A 20,988-nucleotide genomic window follows, 5' to 3' on the forward strand; every position below is an offset into this window, starting at 1 on the left:
TCCCTCATCTAACAGGCGCAGACTTAACCCCAAAATGGGGACAAAGTTGCTGAGCTTCACGTACATCCAAAACCGATAGTAGCAGATATACTCTGTATCGGCTAGATCGGTTTGACCAAGAAGGACAGACCGATATCTAACTGACCCAGACGTACGCTACTAGTGCAGAGTTCCCTAACTACAGGCAAGGGGCGACAGCAATACGATGGCTTCCTGAAAACGCGGCGTGGCTGGCGCTGAAACGCTTGGATTGAGGGGTTTGAGCCAACCACCGAACTCCGCGAAGGAACTATAGAGACGCTGGAAACTAATGCTTCCAGCGTCTCTTATTAGGTTCTAAGGTTTAGAACCTGAAGGTGGCACGCAAAGCACCCCAGAAACCGGTCTGGTCAGTGGCACCGGCCAGGCCCGTGTCACCATAGATGACAGCAGGGGTGATGGTCAGAAACTGGTTAAAGGGAATCTCGTAGTAACCCTCAACGATAAAGGGGTTGTCAGCATAGCCGGCTAGCTGAGGCAGTTGACCACCGTAGACACCCAGTTGAGCACCCTCAGCCAAAAAGTTTTCGAAGCCAATACCAGCGGTCCAGCTAAAGTCATCCCCGCCGTTGAAAGACTGGAAAGCGCCATGACCGGCGATAAAGAAACCGCCAAAGTCGAGGTTTAGCAGGCCAGCGAAGGTATCAGTAGCTCCGGCGGGGGCAGCAATTCCGGTATTGTTAAGCGCGAAACCCGAGGACAGGTCGTTGTGCATATAAGCAATACCTAGATCTAAAAAGCCATCGCTCAAGAAGCTGAGCTGAGCAATGTAGCTCTGGTCCGCAGCGGCGAAAATACCAACACTGGGATCGGTAGCACCACCGGGGTTAGAAGCGGTGTAGCCAGCGTCAAGCACAATGTTGTCGGTCAAAGCGATGCTAACCCCGGCACCGGCACCGTTGGAACTGCTGCCGCCGGTCGCGTAGAACCTGGGGTTGCCAGCATCGGCTACAGCAGGCCCATCAAAAGGAAGAATTGTGCTAACGACCCAGTCATCGCCAGAAAGACCACGGGCTGCAGCGGTGACGGTAATGCGGTTGCCGATGGGGAAGCTGTAGTAGAAGTCGTCAATGGTGACGTCGTAGTTACTGCCACCAGCATTCGCTAGGCCATATAAAGACTCAAAGGCATTCCCGTCGCCGCCCTGGAGGCGAATGCGCAAGCGATCGTCCCCTGTGAAGCTGGAGTCGAAGTTGAGGCGAGCCCGAGCAGCAACGCTGGTGCTGGTTTCGTCGGGGATGGTATCAAAGGGGGTAATTAGGTGGAAGTCGGCCTGACCACGTAGCTTGGTGGTGGTAGAGAACTGCTGAGCGCGCAGGGTAGCGGTTTCAGCTTCTAGGGCATCGACGCGACCGCGCAGGGTAGCCAGTTCAGCCTGGAACTCTTCTTGCAGACGACGAATGGTAGCCAGGTCGTCGGGGTCGATGCCCGACTGAGCAATCAGAGTCGCAATTACATCCAAGCAGGAGTTGAGACCAGCGGCAAACTCGAAGCGAGTTAGGCTGCGCTGACCGCGGAAGGTGCGGTCGGGGTAACCCTGAATACAACCGTAGTTCTCAACCAGACTTTGCAGCGCCTGGAAGGCCCAGTCGGAGGGCAGAACGTCGGTTAGCTCGGAAACGCTGGTGATTTGAGCTAGTTGAACAGAGTCTTGATCGAAGTTGCTGACCTGAGTGGTGACAGCAGCTTCAGCTGCGATCGCAGAGCCAGAGACGGCTACAGCCGCACCCAGAGCAGCGGGCACAGCCAGCAGGGATTGCCAAAATAACTTAGCCATTCGGTACTTTCTCCTCACACCATTAAGGAAAGTTTAAGCTCTATTGATATGTATTCTCAAGAGAGACACGAGGGAAGCTTACCATGAGAGGCTTATGCCAGGTTATGCAATTGACAATAGATATTATTTCTAAAACCCACAGAACGAATAAAAAGCGGATCTGTATGCCAAATTAGCTGGGCATACAGATCCGCTTGGCGGTCGAAAACGTGAGCGAGTGAGCACACCAAGTTCGAGCGCTGCTCCGAGTTAGCCTAGGGCAGAAATTGTTTGGGCCATAGCAAAGTCTTTCTCGGTTAGCCCTCCAGCATCGTGAGTGGAGAGACTGATGACTACGCGGTTGTAAGAAATTTGCAGGTCGGGATGGTGCCCAGCGGCCTCGGCCGGTTCGACCAGCTGGTTGACAAAGTCAACGGCGGCAACAAAGTCGTTGAAGGTGCGGGTGCAGGTAATGGTCTTACCGTCTAAGCTCCAGTCGGGGAGCTGGCCGAGTTGGGCTTGAATGTCGCGATCGCTAAGTAGTGAAGCCATAGTTATGAGGAGGTGGGCTGCCCTTTCATCTTAAGGGTGGAGCGCTAGCTAGGGCTGCGATCGCTTTTCTGAGCTTTTGCTCTTAAAAAACTCCAAAAAACGTAAATCTCTTTAAAAGCTATCCGCCCCTGCCAGGGGAAGACAAGCTTCCGAAGCAGGGGCGGTCTAGTTGGATCTTAGGTTGAACCTGACTGCCGGGAGGAACCCTGTTCAGCCAGCTTCGAGAGCTTAGCTAGTTGCCGAAGCAACCAACACTGAAGCTAGAGCACAGCCCCGGCGCACAGCCGGCTGATCTCAACCTGAAGACCCACACGTTTACTACTCTCTTGCATGGGCATCACCTCCTGAATCCTACACGGTAAAATCTGTAGAGATAGCTGCCGTAACAGCGGCATTACTCGTAAGTTAGCACAATAATTTCTAGCTGTGGCAGAAATTGCGACCTTGTTAAGAGGTTTAATTTGCGATCGCCAGCCATAGCGCCATTTCAGTACCTTAACTACCCCACTGATGCCCTTCAATACCTCTGTACCGATCGTCGAGAGCAGCCTAGATGAGTACCTACAAGCCTGGCTGCTTGAAGATGTTGGCCGTGGCGACTGGACCACGATTGGGCTAGGAGAGCTGGTGCAGCAGCCGGGGTTGGCGCGTTGGGTGACTCGCGCCCCCGGCGTAATCGCGGGATTGCCCTTTGCTCGCCGCCTATTTCAACAGCTTGATAGCGATCTCAGCTTTGAACCTCTGGTCAGCGACGGCGACGCCTGTGCCGCCGACACGACCATTGCTAAAGTCAGCGGCAATCTGGCGGCCTTGCTGACGGGCGAGCGGGTGGCGCTGAACCTGGTGATGCGTCTGAGCGGCATTGCCACCGCCACTCGCCAGTACGTGGAGCAGCTCGCCGGTAGCCCCACCCAGCTCGTCGATACCCGTAAGACAACCCCTGGCCTGCGCCAGCTCGAAAAGTACGCTAGTCGAGTGGGCGGGGCTGTCAATCACCGCCTAGGTCTGGATGATGCGGTAATGATCAAAGACAACCACATTGCCGCCGCTGGGGGCATTGGGGCGGCGGTAGCTCAGATTCGACCGGCCATTCCCTACCCGATGATGGTGGAGGTCGAAACCAGCTCTCTCGAACAGGTCGAGGAGGCGATCGCCTGCCCGGTGGACATCATCATGCTCGACAACATGCCCCCGGCGATGATGAAGACGGCGGTTGAGCGCATTCGGGCTCAAAAACCAGCGGTCAGGATTGAGGCGTCTGGCAACGTTACCCTGGAGACGTTAAGGCCAATTGCGGCGACGGGGGTAGATTTCATCTCTAGTAGCGCCCCTATTACCCGGGCTCCGTGGCTAGACATTAGTATGCAAGTGAGTTCTAAAGCGGTTTAACCCGAGGTAACCCATGATCTTAACCACCGGCCCCAACGTTGACGGTCGCCAGGTCATTCAGTACTGCGGCCTGGTCAATGGCGAAGCCATTTTAGGAGCCAATATTTTTAAAGACTTTTTTGCGGGTATTCGCGATGTCGTGGGCGGGCGATCGGGAGCCTACGAGCATTCTCTGCGTCAGGCCCGCAACACGGCCATTAAGGAAATGATGCAGGCCGCAAAAGAACTGGGGGCAGACGCCATTATCGCCATCGATATCGACTACGAATCGCTAGAAATCAACAACGGCGGCAACATGCTGATGGTGGCCGCCAGTGGTACTGCAGTGCGGCTGGCGTGAGCAGTCTTTCGCCTAGGAACCGGGTTCCTAGCCGCAGCCCAGGCAGATTCCAGCGACTTGGTTAAGGAACCGGGTGCCCCAGTTAGCTATCAACAGCGTGATCCTTCAAGTCGCTGAGCGCAACGTGCTCAATGGCAGCGGCGTGGGTGGCTTCAAGCACTACCGGGGGGGCAACCCCAGCCTCTAGGGCTTCTTGCCAGCGGGGGGCACACAGACACCAGCGATCGCCCGGCTTTAGCCCCGGAAACTGAAAGGCGGGCACAGGAGTAGAGAGATCGTTGCCTTGGGCTTTGGTAAAGGCCAAAAATTCAGGCGTCATCTGGGCGCACACAACGTGAACTCCCATATCACCTGCCCCTGTATTGCAGCAGCCATCGCGATAAAAGCCGGTCATGGGCGAGGTGCAGCAGGGGGCAAGGGAAGTGCCCAAGACGTTGGTAGCAGTGATCATGGGAAAGTCCTTTGGGAACGGGGTAGAACGGTGTTGACTCGCTTTTAATCTACCGCAAGACCCAGCCCACCGTAGCGACTCAAAAAGGGGCTGTCTTAGCCGACAGCCCCTCAGCAGAATGAGTTTAATAAGCTTGACGACGGTGGAAAAACACGGCCAGAAGAGCCGAGCCTAAACTTCGACCGTGGTGACGGAGTCTACAGCAGCATCGGTTTCGCCGGCTTTGGGCTGCTTGCGCTTGTTCACGTACTCCAGCGCGATCTGGGATAGCTCAGTGACGAGCAGCGTAGTCAGCAGGCCGTCATCAACCCAGCCAATAATGGGCAGAAAGTCAGGGGAAATATCGATGGGGGACACCAGATAAATCAGGGTTCCTAAAACCAAGACCCAGCGATATTTGCTGTTGCGAAGGGTTGCTTTATACCAGTTGTAAAAGGAGGCAATCACATTATTCATTGAGCTATTCCCCTATGGCTGATGTTTAAATCATGTCAGAAATACTGGCGATAACACAGTGTAGAAAACTGATCTAAAACCGTGGAGAGCCGCACCCATCCCATTTTTTTGGGGTCACTAGAGCTTCTGGGTGCTCCGAGCCGAAATGCTAGACTACGTAGGCAAAGATGACCGAAACGCGTGGTTCTGTGAACGTATTGACGAAACTTGGCCCCCGCCAGTTAGGGGCAGCGACAGCCATCGAGGTGCCGATCAGCATTGCGCCCATGATGGATCGCACCGATCGCCACTACCGCTTCTTTATGCGGCAGATTACTCGGCGCACCCTGCTCTACACCGAAATGGTGACGGCCCAGGCTATTCTGCACGGCGATCGCGACCACCTGCTGGGCTTTACACCCAGCGAAGCGCCCCTGGTGCTACAGGTGGGGGGCGATGACCCACAGCTATTGGCAACTTGCGCCCGGGTCGCCGCTGACTTTGGCTACGACGCCATCAATTTAAACGTGGGCTGCCCCAGCGATCGCGTGCGCAGCGGCAACTTTGGAGCCTGCCTGATGGCGCAGCCCGAGCGAGTCGCCGAGGGCGTGGCGGCAATGCTAGCGGCCAGTTCGCTGCCGGTCAGCGTCAAGCACCGCATTGGAATAGACGACTGCGATCGCTACGAGGACATGGCGAATTTCGTTGATACGGTGGCCCAAACCGGCTGTCGTCACTTTACCGTTCACGCCCGTAAGGCTTGGCTGCAAGGGCTTAGCCCCAAAGACAACCGCACCGTTCCCCCGCTGCGCTACGGCGATGTGCACCAACTGAAGCAAGACTTTCCGCACCTGTGGATCGAAATCAACGGGGGCTTTACCCAGCTCGACCAGGTGAGCGAACAGCTCGATCAGGTGGACGGTGTGATGGTAGGGCGAGCTGCCTACGACCAGCCCTACCTGTTCTCAGCGGTGGACCAGCGGTTTTTTGCCGCAGGCGAGCCTGCCCTTAGCCGTCAGCGGGTGGTTGAGGCGCTGCTGCCCTACATTGACCACTGGGTCAGCCAGGGGTTGAAGCTCAACAAAATTACCCGCCACCTGCTGATGCTGTTTGCTGGACAGCCCGGTAGCCGCCTGTGGAAGCAAATTTTAACCGAGGAGTCGTGTAAGCCAGGGGCCGGGGTAGAGGTAGTGCGGCAGGCCATGGCGGCGGTACAGCGGCAGAGCGCCATTCAAACCCAGCTAGGGCAAACCCAGCTAGGGGGCCTCGGTCACCCCCTGAATCGGGGCTAGGGGCGCAGGGATCCAGACGAACGGGTAAACGTACTCGTCGGTACTGGTCAGGGAGGTCAAGTCAGTGCCATCGGGCCGAACCTGATACAGCACCTGAGTGCCCATAGAGTCGTCGGGCGGAGTGGCGGTAAAGGCGATCCAGTCGCCGGTGGGCGACCACTGGCTTTCTAGAACGTTTTGCAAGGGCTGGCTGGTGAGGGCCGTAAACTTTTGATCGACCAAATCGAGCCGAAATACGGTTTGCTGCCCTGCCTGGGGCCCCGAAGCCAGCACCAATTGCTGACTGTTGGGTGCCCAGCTTAGGGCATCGTAAAAGCCGGGCCGAGTCAGCACCTGGGTTTCGGCCGTATTGACATTGACCAGGGCAATCACTTCCTGGTTGCTAAAGGGCGGATTAAACGGTTGGTAAAAGGCGATGTAGCGACCATCGGGCGACCACAGCACCCGACTGCGGTAAATCTGAAAGTCAGCAGCGGGGGTAAGAACGCGGCGATCGCCCCCATCGATACCCACGACATTCAGTCGCTGAAAGGGGTAACTGCCTTCGTAAAAGGCCAGGCGCGTGCCATCGGGTGACCAGGCCAGAGGGCTACCGGCAGCGCCATAGGTGCCAGGGGTTTGGGTTACCCGGCGAGGTCGGCTGCCGTCTAGGGCCGCGACAAAGATATGCTGGCCTGTCACGTAGGCCACCTGACTGCCATCTGGAGCCAGAAATAGGTCAGACTCCAGGGTTTCAGGCGAAATGTCCAGGGGGGTTAGCGCTCCGGCAGGAGTATTGAGAAAAAGCCTGACCTGACCCGGCCCACCAGCCGTAAAGGCCGGACAGCGCTGCAAGATGACCAGGTCGCCATCGCTCTGCCAGGCGAGATCGAGGGTAGGGGGGCGCTGGCAGTCGCTGGTAAATACCAGTTCTGGACCATCGGAGCCAGGCTCAAGGCGGTAAACTTCGCCATAGTTTTGGACCACCGCCAGCCGTTGCCCGTCGCTGGACCAGGCCAGGTTATTAAAGGCGCGATCGCCACCTGTCAGCAGAGGCTGGCGATCGCCGCCCCCAATTTCTAGGCGAAATAGCCCCTCTGGGGTCGCAAACGATAGATCAGCAGCATGACCCGCCGCCACAGCAAAAGTCATTAGCCCAGTGGTAAGCACCGCCACAGAGGGTTTAATCACAGTTCCACGTCCTTGCACATTCCATGTGTGATCATAGCCACGACCCGGACCGCTACGCCGATCGATTTAGCCACAAGTTTGACTGACCTGGCCAACTGTCGGCGTTTAGTTTCTGGGATGCTAGAAGCACTCCGCCCTGCCAACTGCGGTACTAGTCCTGAGTTGGACCGCTCGTCAGTAACGATTAGCCGTTCAGGCAGAGCGTTAGCACCGATGCTGTATCTATTTCTTCAGCTCATGAACATGATCAGCTTGTTTTTTATCTTTTTGATTTTCTCCTTTGTTCAGCCCGCTATTCAGCGCCGCCTAGTAGAATCGCGACGCATCAGCGCCATTCGCAATCTAGAGCAGCAGCGAGGCAGCCGGGTAATTTTGCTCATTCATCGGCAGGAGTCAATTAGCCTGCTGGGCATTCCCATCTCCCGGTTCATCAATATCGAAGATTCTGAACAGATTTTGCGGGCCATTCGCCTCACGCCGTCGAACGTTCCCATTGACCTAATCCTGCATACCCCCGGTGGTCTGGTGCTGGCCACCGAGCAAATTGCCCGAGCGCTGCTGCGACACAGCGCCAAGGTGACCGTGTTTGTGCCTCACTACGCCATGAGCGGCGGCACCATGTTAGCGATGGCCGCCGACGAAATTGTGATGGATGAAAACGCCGTTTTGGGGCCGGTGGATCCACAGTTGGGAAATGTGGCGGCAGCCAGCATTCTCACGGTGCTGGAGGCCAAACCGCCCGAAAAAATTGATGACCAAACCCTGGTTACCGCCGATTTGGCCCGCAAAGCGATCGCGCAGGTGCAGCAGTTTGTGCGCGCTCTGCTAGAAGATGCGATTCCTCAGCAGAAAGTCGATCCGGCCAACATTGACAAAATTATCGATCGCCTCACCACGGGCCAGGTTACCCACGACTACCCGATCGCCGTGGAGGAGGCGACCGACATGGGCCTGCCAGTGACGGTGGGCCTGCCGCTGGAGATCTACAGCCTGATGGATCTCTACCCCCAACCGATGGCGGGACGACCTACGGTGCAGTATATTCCCATGCCCTACCAGAATCGGCCATCGCTGCCGGTGGGGCAGGGGCGATCGGATTAAAGGGTGGGCTTGTAGATGAGTGAGAGGGATGCTTAAAGCAACGTCGTCAGACATACGGGGTACACGTACCACTATGAAAAGGGTTTTACTTACGGGAATGTCTGGAACGGGTAAGTCGAGCGTTATTGAGGCACTTCGTAAGCGTGGACTTAGAGCGATCGATCTAGACGAGCCAGGCTGGTCGGAGCACGACGATGAGGGCAACCAACAATGGTGCGAACCGCGTGTGCAAGAAGCATTAGAATCGGCTGGTGATGACACGCTATTTCTTAGCGGATGTGCAGAGAACCAAGTGAAGTTCTATCCCCAACTTACTGACATCATCTTGTTAAGTGCGCCAGCCGAGGTGCTTGAGGAACGCTTGAAAACCAGAACTAACAACCCCTACGGCAGGCGACCAGAGGAACTTGCAGAAGTTCTTTACTATCTTGAAACGGTTGAGCCGTTGCTGCGACGTGGAGCTACATGCGAGATCGAGACGACTATACCTCTCGACCAAGTTGTCGAAGAGGTTCTGGAGCATGTATGCCTAAGCTAGCCTCTGCTTCAGTCCTGTTCCCCCATAACCTCAATGCGCTCGACCGCTCAGAGGTTATCTGTAGGTGTTCAAGGCTATCACGGTGAGTGATTGGGATCGGCCAAGTAATTGACGATCGCGCTCGCAATTTGCTCGTTGCCATGTTTGGCGATCGCCTGTGTCCGGCGGGGCGGGTGTAGCGGCTGGCGCAAAAAGTCCCATTCGCCGTGGAAAAATTCGTCTGGGGTTAAGACTTGGTGCCAGCTATGGTCCTGCATGCCGTTGACCAGCACCGGGCCTTCGGCAAAGTCGTTGCGGGTAATGGTGACAATCGGCAGGTTTAGGCGGCAGGCTTCGGAGAAGGTGCTAAACCCCGGCTTTGACACCACCCGACCACATAGGGGCATCACATCCACGGGGCGAAACCCCTGCCGAGGCACCTTAAACAGGTTGGGCAAGTCAGGCGCGTCGTGGTCGAAAGTGAGAAACTGCCAGTCTGGAAACTGAGCCAGGCGATGGTAGGGAATGCTCTGCAAGCTCAGTCCGCCAAAGGTGAGCAAAACCGTGCGCGATTGAGGGGTTTGGAGCTGCCACTGGGTTCTGAGAGCATCTGGCTCGTAGCGGGGCGTACCGCCAGTGAGACCGACATTTTCGAGCGTGGGGAAGGCGGTCATGGGCTCGTGAAAGGGCAGCCGAAACAGGCGATCGCACTGGCGAAAGCAGTCGCCAATCCAGTCGGCGATCGCGGTGAACTCGGGGCCAAAGGCTCGGTAGATGAAGTCCCAACCAAAGTTGCTCATCATCCAGCAGGGGATGTCGGCGGCATGGGCGATCGCGGTTGCCAGGGGCGGAATATCGGCCAGCACCAGATCTACTTTCCGCTGCTTGAGATAGGCCGCTTCGGCAGCAACGGTAGCCTGCTGGTGAGACTGAATAGACCGTAGCTTGGCCAGGGTAGCGGGCAAATCCATCCTCAAGCTGTCGGGCTGAATCACCCCAATATCAAAGGCGACCGGCCGATACTCGTACTCTACCGGTAAGTATTCATCGAGCAGCCACTGGGGCGCTGTCGTTGCCATCACCAGATCTACCTCAGGCCACAGGGCTTTGACCGCAGCCGCGACGGCAGCAGCCCGAGTCGCATGGCCAAAGCCGTGGTTAGTAATCGCGACATAGAGGGTAGGACGGGACATAGCATTCTTGTTTAAAGGCAAAAAGGCCCGCCTTACTCAGGCGAGCCTTACCATCGTCAGGGCAACACCTTACAGCTGGGGCACAAACTGCTGCTTGTCGGGTACCACCGTGTATTCCGAAACAATCTGACGGAACTCATCACCGTCGATGGTCTCGCGCTCGACCAGCAGATCGACGAGGCGATCGACCAGGGCGCGATTTTCCTCCATGATGCGCTTGGCGTTGGAGTAGCAGTGCTCGACAATGGTGCGCACCTGGCCATCAATGCGCGACGACACCTCTTCAGAATATTCTGAACGAGAGAGCCAATCGCGGCCCAGGAATACCTCGCCCTGGGAGCTTTCGAGTGACAGAGGGCCGAGGTCAGACATACCAAACCGGGTTACCATCTGCCGCGCCATGTTGCTGACCTGTTGCAGGTCGTTACCGGCTCCGGTGGTCACCTCTGCGTCGCCAAAGATCACGTCTTCAGCGGCGCGTCCGCCCAGGGCACCAGTAATGCGGGCCAGAATTTGAGCGCGAGAAATCAGCATCTGCTCTTCGCTGGGGGTGAACCAGGTCAAGCCCTGGGCCTGCCCACGGGGAATCAGCGTCACCTTTTGCACTGGGTCATGGTCTTTGACCAGAGTACCAATGATGGCGTGACCAATTTCGTGGTAGGCAATTAGTCGCTTGCTCTTGCTGTCAACTAGAGGCGTGCCCTCCATACCGGCGATCACGCGGTCTACGGCATCGTCTACCTCAGCCATGGTGATGGCCTCTTTGCGGCGGCGAGCGGTGAGAATGGCGGCCTCGTTGAGCAGGTTAGCCAGGTCAGCGCCGGTAAAGCCGGGAGTGCGACGGGCGATTGTCTCTAGGGAAATGTCTTCAGACAGCTTTTTGTTGCGGGCGTGAACGCCAAGGATTTCGACTCGGCCTTTGATATCGGGCGGGTCAACCATCACCTGGCGATCGAAGCGACCGGGACGCAGCAGGGCCGAGTCAAGCACGTCGGCCCGGTTGGTGGCCGCGATGATGATGATGCCGGTGTTGCCCTCAAAGCCATCCATCTCGGTGAGCAGCTGGTTGAGGGTTTGCTCGCGCTCGTCGTTGCCGCCGCCAATGCCCGCACCCCGCTGCCGACCGACAGCGTCAATTTCATCGATAAAGATGATGCAGGGAGCGTTTTCTTTGGCTTTTTTGAACAGGTCGCGCACGCGGGAGGCCCCCACGCCGACGAACATTTCCACAAACTCAGAACCAGAGATGCTGAAGAAGGGCACGCCTGCTTCGCCTGCGATCGCCTTAGCTAGCAGCGTTTTACCCGTTCCTGGAGGCCCAACCAGCAGCACGCCTTTGGGAATGCGCGCCCCGATCGCCGTAAAGCGCTCGGGCTTCTTCAAGAAGGTGACAACTTCTTCTAGTTCTTCTTTGGCTTCGTCAATACCGGCTACATCGTCGAACATGATGCCGGTCTTGGCTTCCATCATGAAGCGAGCCTTAGACTTACCAAAGTTCATCGCCTGACCAGGGCCACCCATGCCACCATTCGAGCGGCGGAACAAGAAGAACAGGCCCCCAATCAACAGCAGCGGAAACAGCAGGTTGCCCAGGGCACCCACTAGAGCACCGTCGTTGCGCGGCGGGTGGGAGTCGAGGCTGATGTTGGCGGTGCGCAGACGGCTGACCAGGTCCGGAGAGTTGCCCGGCAGATCGACGCGCCAGCGCATAACCCGGTTGTCGAGGTCGGGGTCTACGGCTTCTACAATGGCGGTGCGGCCACCGTCGTAAAGGTCAACCGCCGTTACCCGCCCAGCATCGAGATAGTCGAGAAAGCGACCATAGGTAAGGCGGGTATTGGCCGCATTTAGCCCCATGTCAGCGGGGGCTGACGAAAACGCTCCTTGCCACAAGAAAAACCCTATTACCAAAAGCGGCAGGGTCCACAGTAAGGCTACTCGCCACGAAAATTTCATACCTATGGCCTCTATTGACTAACGTGCACAGTGTTAACGGAGCTTCGTTAACAGATTTTCAGTTAACGGTTTTTGACCGAGCTTGGCCCTACGTCTATGATGCCTGGAACAGGGTGTTACCGGGTATTAGCGTGGTAGAACCAAAAAGCGGCAGGAAATTATGAGATAAATCTTTACTTAATGTAACGTAAGCTGTGGAACTCGGGCAAACCCAAGCTGGAATTAGCGACACCTGGGGGCAACACCCCACAGATGCATAGCGTTTGCCTAACTTCTCCTCTACTGTTTACTTTAGCGGGTTATCGGGCTGAGAGTGCTGCCGCTCAAACCCAGCCGGGTTTTTATCGAGACGTTCCACCGGGCTGGGTTCGCGTTCTTGACCAGGACAATTTCTTCAATGGAATACGTTCGCTTAGAAACGTTTTGAGGCCCAGGAGGCCTTAGATGCAACCTCGCCACCCTGAAACTGTTTGGGTCAAAGCTACTCTGCTACTGGTCAGCACTCTGACCGTCATGGCCGGGGCCACGATCGCTGCCTCACTACCCACTATGCGCCAGCACTTTGCGGAGGTGCCCAACGCCGACTACTGGGTGAGGCTAGTGCTGACGGTGCCGGCCCTGTTTATCGCCCTGGGTGCCCCGATCGCAGGCACAATTATCGATCGCTTTGGGCGCAAGCGCTGGCTGGCGTTGTCGGTATTCACCTACGGCTTGGCCGGCAGTTCAGGTTTCTTTCTAAATGATATTGGGTGGATTTTGGTCGGGCGACTGGTGCTGGGCCTGAGCGTAGCGGGCATTATGACCACCGCCACTACCCTGGTTGCCGACTATTACCTGGGGGTTGCCCGAGCCCGATTTTTGGGGGTGCAGGCGGCGTTTATGGCGCTGGGCGGCGTGCTGTTTCTCACTCTAGGTGGCTACCTGGCCGACGTTAGCTGGCGGTTGCCGTTTTTGATTTACCTGACGGCCTGGCTGCTGCTGCCGCTGGTGCTGCTGGTGTTGCCCGAGCCGGTGCGGGTCAGCCGCGCCGAGGCCAAGGCCTTGGCCACTGCCCACCCCGAAACCGTTCCGTGGACCTTGCTGGGGGCAACCTTTGCGATCGCCCTGCTCACCCAAATCGTGTTCTACATGATTCCGGTGCAGCTGCCGTTCTATTTGCAGCAGCTGAGTGGTGCCAACGGGTCGCAGAGCGGGCTCGCGATCGCCCTGGCCACCCTGGCCGCTGCCAGCAGCTCGCTCAGTTACCAAAAACTCAAGGCGCGGTTCACCTTTACCGCCATCTACGCTCTGGCCTTTGGGCTGATGGGGGTGGGCTACCTGGTGATCAGCCAAGCGACGAGCTATGGGGGTGTGCTGGTGGGGCTGGCGATCGCAGGTCTGGGCCTAGGCCTCTTTACCCCCAATATGACCGTTTGCCTCACGTCGGCTACCCCAGAAGCCCTGCGAGGCCGCATTCTGGGCGGCCTCACCACCAGCTTTTTCTTTGGCCAGTTTATATCGCCGCTGGTCAGTCAGCCCCTCAGCCAGCAGCTAGGTCTGGCCGCCACCTACGGTTTGGCCGGGGGTCTTATGCTGCTGCTGGGGGCCATTACCTTGGGGGTAATGGCCCACTGGCGAAGGCTAGCTCAGCGCCAGCGCCTCCTTTAGACGGGTCGCGTCAAATCCGCGCTGCCGCAGAATCAGCCACGATTCCATCAGGTCTGGCCCCTGCAGGGCACCCATCAGCGCCGCCCGCAGCGATTTCATCACCAGCCCTTTTTTGACCCCCTGGGCCTTAGTCACGTCATTCACCAGCGCCTTGAGGTCGTCGATGGTAGCGGGGGATTGTGCCGTCAAGCCGTCCAGAATGCCCTGTAGGACAGCGGGCACTCCTTCAAGCTGCACCTGGGCCTTGGCATCGTCGGCAAAGCCAACAGTTTCGGTGAAGAAAAAGCGGCTCTGCTCTACCACATCGGTGAGCCGGGTCAGGCTGGGGGCGAGCATCGCCATCATGGGCACAAGCCAGCTTTGGTCGGCCTCAGCGTCAACAACATAGCCCGCCTCTTGAAGGTAGGGCAGCACTAGCTCTAGCAGGGCGGCAGGCTCCATCGCGTGCAGATACTGGCTGTTGAGCCAGTCGAGCTTATCCCAGTCGAACTTGGCTCCGGCTTTGTTGACGCGATCGAAGCCGAATCGCTTGGCGGCTTCATCAAGGGTGAACTGCTCGGCGGCGTCGGGAGCCGACCAGCCCAGCAGGGTCATGTAATTGACCAGGGCCGGGGCCACAAAGCCCATTTTTTGAAAGTCAGAGATGGAGGTGACGCCATCGCGCTTAGAGAGCTTCTGACCCGTTTGATTCAAAATCAGCGGCGTGTGGGCGAACTCTGGCACCGCCGCACCCAGCGCTTCGTAAAGCAAAATTTGCTTGGCGGTGTTGGCAATGTGATCTTCACCACGAATCACATGGGTAATGGCCATGTCGATGTCATCGACAACCACAGCCAGGTTGTAGAGGGGCTGACCAATAGTGCTGGCGGAGGAGGCCCGCGCTACCACCATGTCGCCGCCCAGATCGCTAGCCTGCCAGGTCACCGTGCCGCGCACCATATCGTTCCACGCAATAGTGCGGCTGTCGTCAATTTTGAAGCGAATCACCGCCGGACGGCCCTCAGCTTCGAAGGCGGCCTGCTGGTCGGGGGTGAGATCGCGGTGGCGGTTGTCGTAGCGGGGGGCATGGCCTCTGGCTTTCTGGGTCTCGCGCATGGTTTCTAACTCTTCGGGGGTGTCGTAGGCGCGATAGGCCATACCCGCATCCAGTAGAGTTTGAATGGCCTGACGGTAGAGGTCGAGCCGCTGCGACTGGAAGAAGGGGCCTTCGTCCCACTCCATGCCGAGCCACTTGAGGCCGGAGAGAATGTTTTCGGTAAATTCTGGCTTGGATCGCTCTTCGTCGGTGTCTTCGATGCGGAGAATGAACTGGCCGCCCTTGTGGCGGGCAAACAGCCAGTTGAACACAGCGGTGCGGGCGGTACCAATGTGCAGAGTTCCCGTGGGGCTAGGGGCAAGGCGAACGCGAACGGTCATGGGGTTTCCTGCACTCTCAACAAAGGTTTCTAGACAGTCTCCTATTTTAGAGGGTTGGGGCGTTGGCCCTCAAGGCCAGTCCTTGACTATCGCATTGAGGATGAAAGCCTAAATCTCGGTAATAGGGAGGTGATGCGTAGGGTGCATTCGCGAAGCAATGCACCACCTAGGTTTTCTGTAGGAGCGGCGCACAATCCTGGGTAAAGGCCAAACCTACCGCTGGGGCCATTTCGCTGGCCCCAGCCCCCGGCTGCGCGCGTCCTGCGGCCTACGACAAGGACGTTCCGTCGTCCTTGACCTCCCGGAAAGGAGCGGCTGATCATCGGTTTAAACCTCTGTTCGCCAATGAGCTTGTAGGCAACATCCAATCTTAAGATTTTCAGATCCTAGCTGCTTTTTGCCACCATTCTCTCCCGTTCCCTCATCTCCCTATATCTCTTCACCTACTCACTCCCTGCCCCCGACTGCTGCACCCAAAGCTCTACTCCCTCCGCTAGGGTCTCCGCTAGTTGCGCTTGCTCCTGCGGGTCCACAATCCACTCAAACTCATTGGGGTTGATCATGAAGCCGAGTTCGAGGAGGACGGACGGGGTTACGTGGGGGCGGGTAAGGGCCAGGTTGTTCCAAAAGACGCCGTAGGAGGGGCGATCGAGTTCGGCGACGAGGTAGTCGTGGAGAAACTGGGCCAGGCTGTGGGCCTGGGGATGGAACCAGAAAGCACCGATGCCAGCGGTATTTTCGGCATCGCCGCTGTCGGGCAGGGCGTTGTAGTGAATGCTGAGGGCGAGGGTAGGCTCGACCTGGGCGATCTGGGCAGGGCGATCGTTGATGGCGACGGTGCTGTCGTCAGTGCGGGTCATGATCACGCGCGCCCCACGGGCTTCGAGGGCGGCTTGCAGCAGCAGGGATACTTGCAGGTTGGGAGTTTTTTCAGGCGTGCCATCGGGGCCGAGGGCACCCGGTTCTTCGCCGCCGTGGCCGGGGTCAATCAGAATGGTCGTGCCTGCTAGGGGGCGAGAGGCTTGAACGGCGGGGGGCTGTCGGAGGGAGAGCACCAGGGTTGTGCCCTCGTAGCGCAGCTTGTAGCCCCACTGCTGCTCGGATTTGAGGTTGATGCGGTACTGCACCTGGTCGGGCAGCACAGGGTGCCAGTCGAGGCGATCGACCAGCCCGTCATCGGTAACGAAGATGGTATCGGTTTGGGGGACGGTGTTGTGCAGGGTGAGGGTGAAGGTATCAGAATCTTGCTGCACATCAACCGGGACAGGGACTTGCAGGGGAAAGAGAATTTCAGTCCAGCCGGGCACCTGGCGGGAGGTAATGCCGCGAATCAGCGATCGCGGTACTCCAGCCCCAGCTACAGCCACCGTTTCGCTGGCCCGAATCCAGCCGCCGTAGTCGAGGCGCAGCCAGTCGCCCTCGCGACCTGTCACCCTAGCGCGAGTGCCTTGGGGTAACGGTGTGAGGCGTGAATAGTCGGTGCTGGGGCCGGTGCGGGCGACGCCAGCGGCAGCGGTGACTTCGATAACCTCGATCGCGCTAGGCTCCAGAACAGTTACAGAACCGGGGGCGGCATCTGTCACCGTAGAGCCACCCTGGGCGAGGCGGTAGACGGGCTGGCCCAGATCGCCCGGTGCCTCAGCCATGAAACAGCTTTCGTAGCGGCTGGGGCCAGTGGTGGCAATGGGGTTGGCCTGATCGGTCAGAACGGCTGAGTTGGGGGGCAAATCGGCGCGATCGCCCTGGGGCAGCAGGGTATAGATCTGCCCGGCCAGCGCTGCTGTGACGGTAGCATTCGCCGGAGCCACGGCCCCCAGGCACACCCAGTCGCCGGGCTGGCGAGCGATATCTGCTCCGGGCAGCAGCGAGCCTTCGGCAAAGCCCAGGGTTTCTGGCAGCACTGGCCCGCTAGCCACCCGCGTCACCGTAATTGACAGGGTTTGGTCGCCCTGGGTGAGGGTAAAAGTGTTGAGGCCAGGGGCCAGGGGCCGCGAGGGGGCAAAATGACCGGCCTCACTGCGATCTTCGATCGGTTCACCATTGAGCAACACCGGCTGGTCGGGTGCGCCTGTGCCAATGAAAAAAATCTGTGCTGCCGTAGTTTGATGGTTGTTGGGGGGATATACCACCTGAAGGGATGACTGAGCACTGGCCAGCGTAGTGATGCTGACCGTGCTGAGCCCGGCAAGGGCGGCTGCGCCCCAAACCCACTGCGCCATAGAGGTTAGTCCAATGCGATCGCTACCCAGCCAGTCTACGCCCTTCGGTGGCGTTCTCAAATCAGCAGCGTGCTCAAAACCTAGAATGGCCTACAGCGACTCGCCTAAGCCCTGATTCCAGTCTTGACCCAGCTGAATAGTGATGTCGGAATTGAGGGCACCCGTACTCTCAACCCGCACTTCGCCAATGCCCAAAAATCGATGCACCATTTCGGCGGTGGCCCCATCGCCTCGCTGAGCCACAATGCGGCTGATCGGCAGCGGATCGTTTAGGGTTTTGTCTACAAACACGTTGGAGTAGCCGCTGTCGCGCAGGGCTCTGGTGAGGGCCTGCACCGCTACCGGATTGTTGGTACTGTCTTGAATGGCCACCCGCACTCGGCTGGGGTCGCTGGTTGTGGTCACGGTTTGAGTGCCAAACCCAAAGTATTGATCAACCATGCCGTCAATGTCGTTGTAGCTGGGCAGCCAGTAGCTGGCCTGGTAGTCTTGGGGACGACTAAAGGTACCGGGCAGCATCAGCATTTGCACATTGGAGCGGTTGATTTGCGCCCCATAGCCCACCAGAGCCAGCAGCTCTTCGACGGTGAGGTTGGTATCAACATTAGATTGCACCACCGAGAGAATTTTGGGCAGTCGGGTAATGGTAGCTGGGTTAAGGGTCTGCTCGGCCAGCGCGCGCATAAACATTTGCTGGCGCTGCACGCGGCCAATATCGCCCTGCGAGTCGTAGCGGAAGCGCAGAAACTGAAGCGCTTTGTTGCCGTCGAGGGTTTGTTCGCCAGCCTTGAGGTTGATGTAGAGGTGCTGGCTGTCGTCTTGGTATTTCATGTCTGCGGGCACGTTGACCGTGACTCCGCCCAAAGCGTCAATCAGCTTTTCGACCCCCTGCACGTTGATGCGTACGTAGCGATCGATCGCCACCCCACCCAGCAGATCGCTCACCGACTCTGCCGCCAGGGCCGGGCCGCCATCGCGGTTGGCCTCGTTGAGCTTGGTCAGCCGACCGCGCACGTAGGTGCGTGTGTCCCTAGGCAGTGACAGCACCACCAGCTGCTCGGTTTGGGGGTTAAACCGCAGCAGCAGCATTGAATCTGACAGGCCCTCAAAGGAATTCACCAGAGCGTGGTAGCCCACATCCTGCAGCTCAGGCGGCACATCGGTAACATCGGTGGTCAGCACCTTAACGCCCAACACCAGAATGTTGACCGGACGCGTCAGACGCGGCAGACGCAGGTTGCCACTCGACGAAATCGGCGTCTCCTGGCTAAATGCCCCAGCTTCGTCAGCACTCAGCTGCTGCTGCATTAGCGGTGCCGCCGACAAGGAAACCGCCAAAAACGCTCCCGCTACGCCAGACACCGCCGCGACTCCGGCCAGGGCAATACCTACGCCCAACATGCGTGGAATGCGCCGCCGCTTTTGAACCGGCATTTTTTGAGAATGACCCTGGGGTGGATGGGCTTTGAGATGGTGAGAGTTACGTTGAGACACCAGGGACCTCGGGGGGCAATAAAAGTGAACGCTGTGTAGCTTGCAGGCCCGCCCAGTCGCTCACTAAAGAAAGAACCTGCAAAATTTTTAGCTGCATGGTAGCAGCAATTTAGACAACCGACCCACGTAATATAAGTCAGCCCTGCAAAATTGCGCGATATTAGCAAGCGATCGCCCCAGGACAGACTTAACCCTGCAAGCAAAGCTCCACGGCTAACTGTGGCCGAGGAACTAGGGCAACCGCTTGCTCAACCGACTAAATCCGGGCAAGTTGACAGATTTTCCCTGGAGCAGACGCACCATGAGCACCAGGTTAGTGAGGGTATAGCCCGTAGTTACCAGAGTATTGGTAATCAACAGCCGCAGCGACAGCCCTGGGGCCAGGTGACTGCCCGCGCTCAGCAGACCGTAGGTAACGACCCAGGTTAAAGCTAGGGTCACCACCAGCCGACTAACGGCCAGTTCCTGGCGACTACCTTGTTTCTGCCACAGGCTATAGGCCGCTGGCAACAGTCCAAAGATAGGGACCAGGTAAATCGTTAGCTTGAGGCGTTCTAGGGTTTCCCCCGAGGCGGGGCTGGCTCTTTTCATAGACCTTGGCTCTAGACAGAGGGTGAGAAAATTCACGGCAGGACATGCCCAGATTATGCCCCACACCATTGGCTCAAGTGCACCCACCCTGTGCAGAATGCCAAGTGGGCCGATCGCGCACCCATCCCCCAGGGCAGTGCCGCTAGAACCCAACCCTCAGCAGGGCATCCCAGAGCTGGTGAGCTAAAGAAAGTTTGGTGCAGGGCGCAATGGCGAACTTATCGCCCGATCGAGTGAGCAAAACCGCCTGATTGCGATCGCCCCCAAACCCGCTCCCTACCACATCGATTGGGTTGGCCACAATCGCGTCTAGCCCCTTGCGCTGGAGCTTGTCGAGCGCAGGGGCAACAATATCGCCGGTCTGGGCCGCAAAGCCAATCAGGCGCTGGTGAGGCGATCGCCTTTGGGCCAGGTCGGCCACAATGTCGGGCACCTGGGCCAGGGGTAGAGCCCCTGGCAGGTCGGCCTTGGCGAGCTTGGTCGTGGCCTGGGTGGCAGGCTTTACATCGGCTACCGCCGCCGCCATTACTACCCAACTGGCCTGGGGTAGGTGGGTGAGCATGGCCAGGTGCATCTCCTCAGCCGTGGTCACGCCCACGGCTTGCATACCCCCCACGCGGGCCGTGAGGGAGTCGTCTAGGGGACCGTGAACCAGGGTGACAGTTGCCCCTCGGTGCAGGGCCGCCTGGGCCAGGGCAATGCCCATTTTGCCGCTGGCGGGGTTGCCAATAAACCGCACCGGATCTAAAAATTCGCGGGTGCTGCCGGTGCTAATCAACAGATGCTGGCCCACCAGGTCACGCTTGCCCCTGGTGTGCAGCAGCGAGTGAATGTGGATGAGAATATCCTCAGGTTCGGCCATGCGCCCGGTGCCAATGCGATCGCAGGCTAGCACCCCACTCCCCGGCTCCAGGCTGTGGTAGCGATCATCCTGCAAAAGCTGGTGCCAGTTGCGCTGCACGGCCCGCTGCTGCCACATGTCGGTATTCATAGCCGGAGCCAGCAGCACCGGACAGGTCGAGGCCAACACTGTATTGGTCAGCAAATTGTCCGCCAGGCCGTGGGCCAGCTTGCCCAGCGTATTGGCGCTCAGGGGCGCAATCACCAGCAGTTCAGCCCATTCGCCAAGTTCAATGTGCAGCGGGCGACCCTGGGCGGCCTGCCAAAACGATTCGTCGGTGTAGGCCGGGTGGCGCGACAGGGTCGCTACCGTCAGCGGCGGAATGAAGGCCTGCCCCTGCTGAGTCAGCACGGCCCGCACCGCTACGCCTGCTTTGGCTAGCGAGGAGATCACAGAGCACACCTTGTAGGCAGCAATGCCGCCGCTGATGCCCACCAGGACCCGACGAGCTTCCAAGGTTGTAGACCTGTCCGTCATGCCCGATCCGAATGCAGAAAACTCGATTTAACCATAGACAAGACAGGGCGAA

The 20,988-nt window shown here is 58.2% G+C and carries 18 protein-coding genes; 6 read left to right on the forward strand and 12 right to left on the reverse strand.

The genetic code is table 11. The features are described from left to right. Positions 1-343: 343 nt before the first annotated feature. A complete protein-coding gene (locus tag IQ265_RS22915) occupies positions 344-1,816 on the reverse strand; it encodes an iron uptake porin (RefSeq protein ID WP_194057898.1) in 1,473 nt (490 codons plus the stop codon). A gap of 249 nt (positions 1,817-2,065) precedes the next feature. Continuing rightward, on the reverse strand, positions 2,066-2,347 hold the full coding sequence (locus IQ265_RS22920) for a 4a-hydroxytetrahydrobiopterin dehydratase (protein ID WP_194057900.1): 282 nt from the start codon (positions 2,345-2,347) through the stop codon (positions 2,066-2,068). 510 nt (positions 2,348-2,857) lie between these two features. Between IQ265_RS22920 and nadC the strand changes: the two genes are divergently transcribed. Both nadC and IQ265_RS22930 read left to right on the forward strand, forming a co-directional pair. Continuing rightward, a complete protein-coding gene (gene nadC, locus IQ265_RS22925) occupies positions 2,858-3,736 on the forward strand; it encodes a carboxylating nicotinate-nucleotide diphosphorylase (protein ID WP_194057902.1) in 879 nt (292 codons plus the stop codon). 13 nt (positions 3,737-3,749) lie between these two features. Beyond that, on the forward strand, positions 3,750-4,076 hold the full coding sequence (locus tag IQ265_RS22930; RefSeq protein ID WP_194057904.1) for a heavy metal-binding domain-containing protein: 327 nt from the start codon (positions 3,750-3,752) through the stop codon (positions 4,074-4,076). Between the two features lie 82 nt (positions 4,077-4,158). On the opposite strand, the gene IQ265_RS22935 is transcribed toward IQ265_RS22930, so the two are convergent. Together IQ265_RS22935 and IQ265_RS22940 are read right to left on the reverse strand one after the other, a co-directional pair. After that, positions 4,159-4,527: a DUF2237 domain-containing protein gene (locus IQ265_RS22935; RefSeq protein WP_194057906.1), complete on the reverse strand. Its 369-nt coding sequence runs from the start codon at positions 4,525-4,527 to the stop codon at positions 4,159-4,161. Between the two features lie 171 nt (positions 4,528-4,698). Further along, positions 4,699-4,983, reverse strand: coding sequence for a DUF1232 domain-containing protein (locus IQ265_RS22940; protein WP_194057908.1), 285 nt, complete (start codon positions 4,981-4,983; stop codon positions 4,699-4,701). A 245-nt stretch (positions 4,984-5,228) separates the two neighbouring features. Between IQ265_RS22940 and dusA the strand changes: the two genes are divergently transcribed. Next, positions 5,229-6,254: a tRNA dihydrouridine(20/20a) synthase DusA gene (dusA, locus tag IQ265_RS22945; RefSeq protein ID WP_347405006.1), complete on the forward strand. Its 1,026-nt coding sequence runs from the start codon at positions 5,229-5,231 to the stop codon at positions 6,252-6,254. On the opposite strand, the gene IQ265_RS22950 is transcribed toward dusA, so the two are convergent. Continuing rightward, positions 6,219-7,424 (reverse strand): PD40 domain-containing protein, encoded by a 1,206-nt coding sequence (locus tag IQ265_RS22950; RefSeq protein WP_194057912.1) that lies wholly within the window; start codon positions 7,422-7,424, stop codon positions 6,219-6,221. The two genes, dusA and IQ265_RS22950, sit on opposite strands and share 36 nt — an antisense overlap. Before the next feature lie 213 nt (positions 7,425-7,637). On the opposite strand from IQ265_RS22950, the gene IQ265_RS22955 reads away from it, so the two are divergent. Further along, positions 7,638-8,525: a hypothetical protein gene (locus IQ265_RS22955; RefSeq protein WP_228038348.1), complete on the forward strand. Its 888-nt coding sequence runs from the start codon at positions 7,638-7,640 to the stop codon at positions 8,523-8,525. A 73-nt stretch (positions 8,526-8,598) separates the two neighbouring features. Beyond that, positions 8,599-9,063 carry an AAA family ATPase gene (locus IQ265_RS22960; RefSeq protein WP_194057914.1) on the forward strand — a complete coding sequence of 155 codons (465 nt, stop codon included), beginning with the start codon at positions 8,599-8,601 and terminating at the stop codon, positions 9,061-9,063. A gap of 77 nt (positions 9,064-9,140) precedes the next feature. Here the strand turns inward: IQ265_RS22960 and IQ265_RS22965 are convergent, their stop codons facing one another. Further along, on the reverse strand, positions 9,141-10,235 hold the full coding sequence (locus IQ265_RS22965) for a glycosyl transferase (RefSeq protein ID WP_194057916.1): 1,095 nt from the start codon (positions 10,233-10,235) through the stop codon (positions 9,141-9,143). A gap of 69 nt (positions 10,236-10,304) precedes the next feature. Further along, positions 10,305-12,191, reverse strand: coding sequence for an ATP-dependent zinc metalloprotease FtsH2 (ftsH2, locus tag IQ265_RS22970; protein ID WP_194057918.1), 1,887 nt, complete (start codon positions 12,189-12,191; stop codon positions 10,305-10,307). 444 nt (positions 12,192-12,635) lie between these two features. Here ftsH2 and IQ265_RS22975 point away from each other — a divergent pair, with 444 nt between their 5' ends. Next, positions 12,636-13,838, forward strand: coding sequence for an MFS transporter (locus IQ265_RS22975; RefSeq protein ID WP_194057920.1), 1,203 nt, complete (start codon positions 12,636-12,638; stop codon positions 13,836-13,838). On the opposite strand, the gene gltX is transcribed toward IQ265_RS22975, so the two are convergent. From gltX to coaBC, 5 genes are all read right to left on the reverse strand, one after another. Beyond that, entirely contained in the window at positions 13,812-15,254 is a 1,443-nt protein-coding gene (gene gltX, locus IQ265_RS22980) for a glutamate--tRNA ligase (protein WP_194057922.1), read from the reverse strand. The genes IQ265_RS22975 and gltX overlap by 27 nt on opposite strands. Before the next feature lie 443 nt (positions 15,255-15,697). After that, the gene (locus IQ265_RS22985) at positions 15,698-17,473 is read right to left on the reverse strand and encodes an N-acetylmuramoyl-L-alanine amidase (protein ID WP_194057924.1); all 1,776 of its coding nucleotides are present in this window, start codon (positions 17,471-17,473) and stop codon (positions 15,698-15,700) included. 90 nt (positions 17,474-17,563) lie between these two features. Further along, positions 17,564-18,907: an LCP family protein gene (locus tag IQ265_RS22990; RefSeq protein ID WP_194058002.1), complete on the reverse strand. Its 1,344-nt coding sequence runs from the start codon at positions 18,905-18,907 to the stop codon at positions 17,564-17,566. Between the two features lie 291 nt (positions 18,908-19,198). Continuing rightward, positions 19,199-19,558 carry a hypothetical protein gene (locus IQ265_RS22995; RefSeq protein WP_194057926.1) on the reverse strand — a complete coding sequence of 120 codons (360 nt, stop codon included), beginning with the start codon at positions 19,556-19,558 and terminating at the stop codon, positions 19,199-19,201. A gap of 142 nt (positions 19,559-19,700) precedes the next feature. Then, positions 19,701-20,936, reverse strand: coding sequence for a bifunctional phosphopantothenoylcysteine decarboxylase/phosphopantothenate--cysteine ligase CoaBC (gene coaBC / locus IQ265_RS23000; RefSeq protein WP_194057928.1), 1,236 nt, complete (start codon positions 20,934-20,936; stop codon positions 19,701-19,703). Positions 20,937-20,988 lie beyond the last annotated feature (52 nt).

The organism is Nodosilinea sp. LEGE 06152 (genome assembly GCF_015207525.1).
Lineage (GTDB): Bacteria > Cyanobacteriota > Cyanobacteriia > Phormidesmidales > Phormidesmidaceae > Nodosilinea.

Excerpts from the sequence above, each read along its gene's own strand:
- IQ265_RS22915 (WP_194057898.1), bottom strand. The coding sequence starts at position 1,816 with ATGGCTAAGTTATTTTGGCAATCCCTGCTGGCTGTGCCCGCTGCTCTG.
- IQ265_RS22920 (WP_194057900.1), bottom strand. The coding sequence starts at position 2,347 with ATGGCTTCACTACTTAGCGATCGCGACATTCAAGCCCAACTCGGCCAG.
- nadC (WP_194057902.1), top strand. The coding sequence starts at position 2,858 with ATGCCCTTCAATACCTCTGTACCGATCGTCGAGAGCAGCCTAGATGAG.
- IQ265_RS22930 (WP_194057904.1), top strand. The coding sequence starts at position 3,750 with ATGATCTTAACCACCGGCCCCAACGTTGACGGTCGCCAGGTCATTCAG.
- IQ265_RS22935 (WP_194057906.1), bottom strand. The coding sequence starts at position 4,527 with ATGATCACTGCTACCAACGTCTTGGGCACTTCCCTTGCCCCCTGCTGC.
- IQ265_RS22940 (WP_194057908.1), bottom strand. The coding sequence starts at position 4,983 with ATGAATAATGTGATTGCCTCCTTTTACAACTGGTATAAAGCAACCCTT.
- IQ265_RS22955 (WP_228038348.1), top strand. The coding sequence starts at position 7,638 with ATGCTGTATCTATTTCTTCAGCTCATGAACATGATCAGCTTGTTTTTT.
- IQ265_RS22960 (WP_194057914.1), top strand. The coding sequence starts at position 8,599 with ATGAAAAGGGTTTTACTTACGGGAATGTCTGGAACGGGTAAGTCGAGC.
- IQ265_RS22965 (WP_194057916.1), bottom strand. The coding sequence starts at position 10,235 with ATGTCCCGTCCTACCCTCTATGTCGCGATTACTAACCACGGCTTTGGC.
- ftsH2 (WP_194057918.1), bottom strand. The coding sequence starts at position 12,191 with ATGAAATTTTCGTGGCGAGTAGCCTTACTGTGGACCCTGCCGCTTTTG.
- IQ265_RS22975 (WP_194057920.1), top strand. The coding sequence starts at position 12,636 with ATGCAACCTCGCCACCCTGAAACTGTTTGGGTCAAAGCTACTCTGCTA.
- gltX (WP_194057922.1), bottom strand. The coding sequence starts at position 15,254 with ATGACCGTTCGCGTTCGCCTTGCCCCTAGCCCCACGGGAACTCTGCAC.
- IQ265_RS22985 (WP_194057924.1), bottom strand. The coding sequence starts at position 17,473 with ATGGCGCAGTGGGTTTGGGGCGCAGCCGCCCTTGCCGGGCTCAGCACG.
- IQ265_RS22990 (WP_194058002.1), bottom strand. The coding sequence starts at position 18,907 with ATGCCGGTTCAAAAGCGGCGGCGCATTCCACGCATGTTGGGCGTAGGT.
- IQ265_RS22995 (WP_194057926.1), bottom strand. The coding sequence starts at position 19,558 with ATGAAAAGAGCCAGCCCCGCCTCGGGGGAAACCCTAGAACGCCTCAAG.
- coaBC (WP_194057928.1), bottom strand. The coding sequence starts at position 20,936 with ATGACGGACAGGTCTACAACCTTGGAAGCTCGTCGGGTCCTGGTGGGC.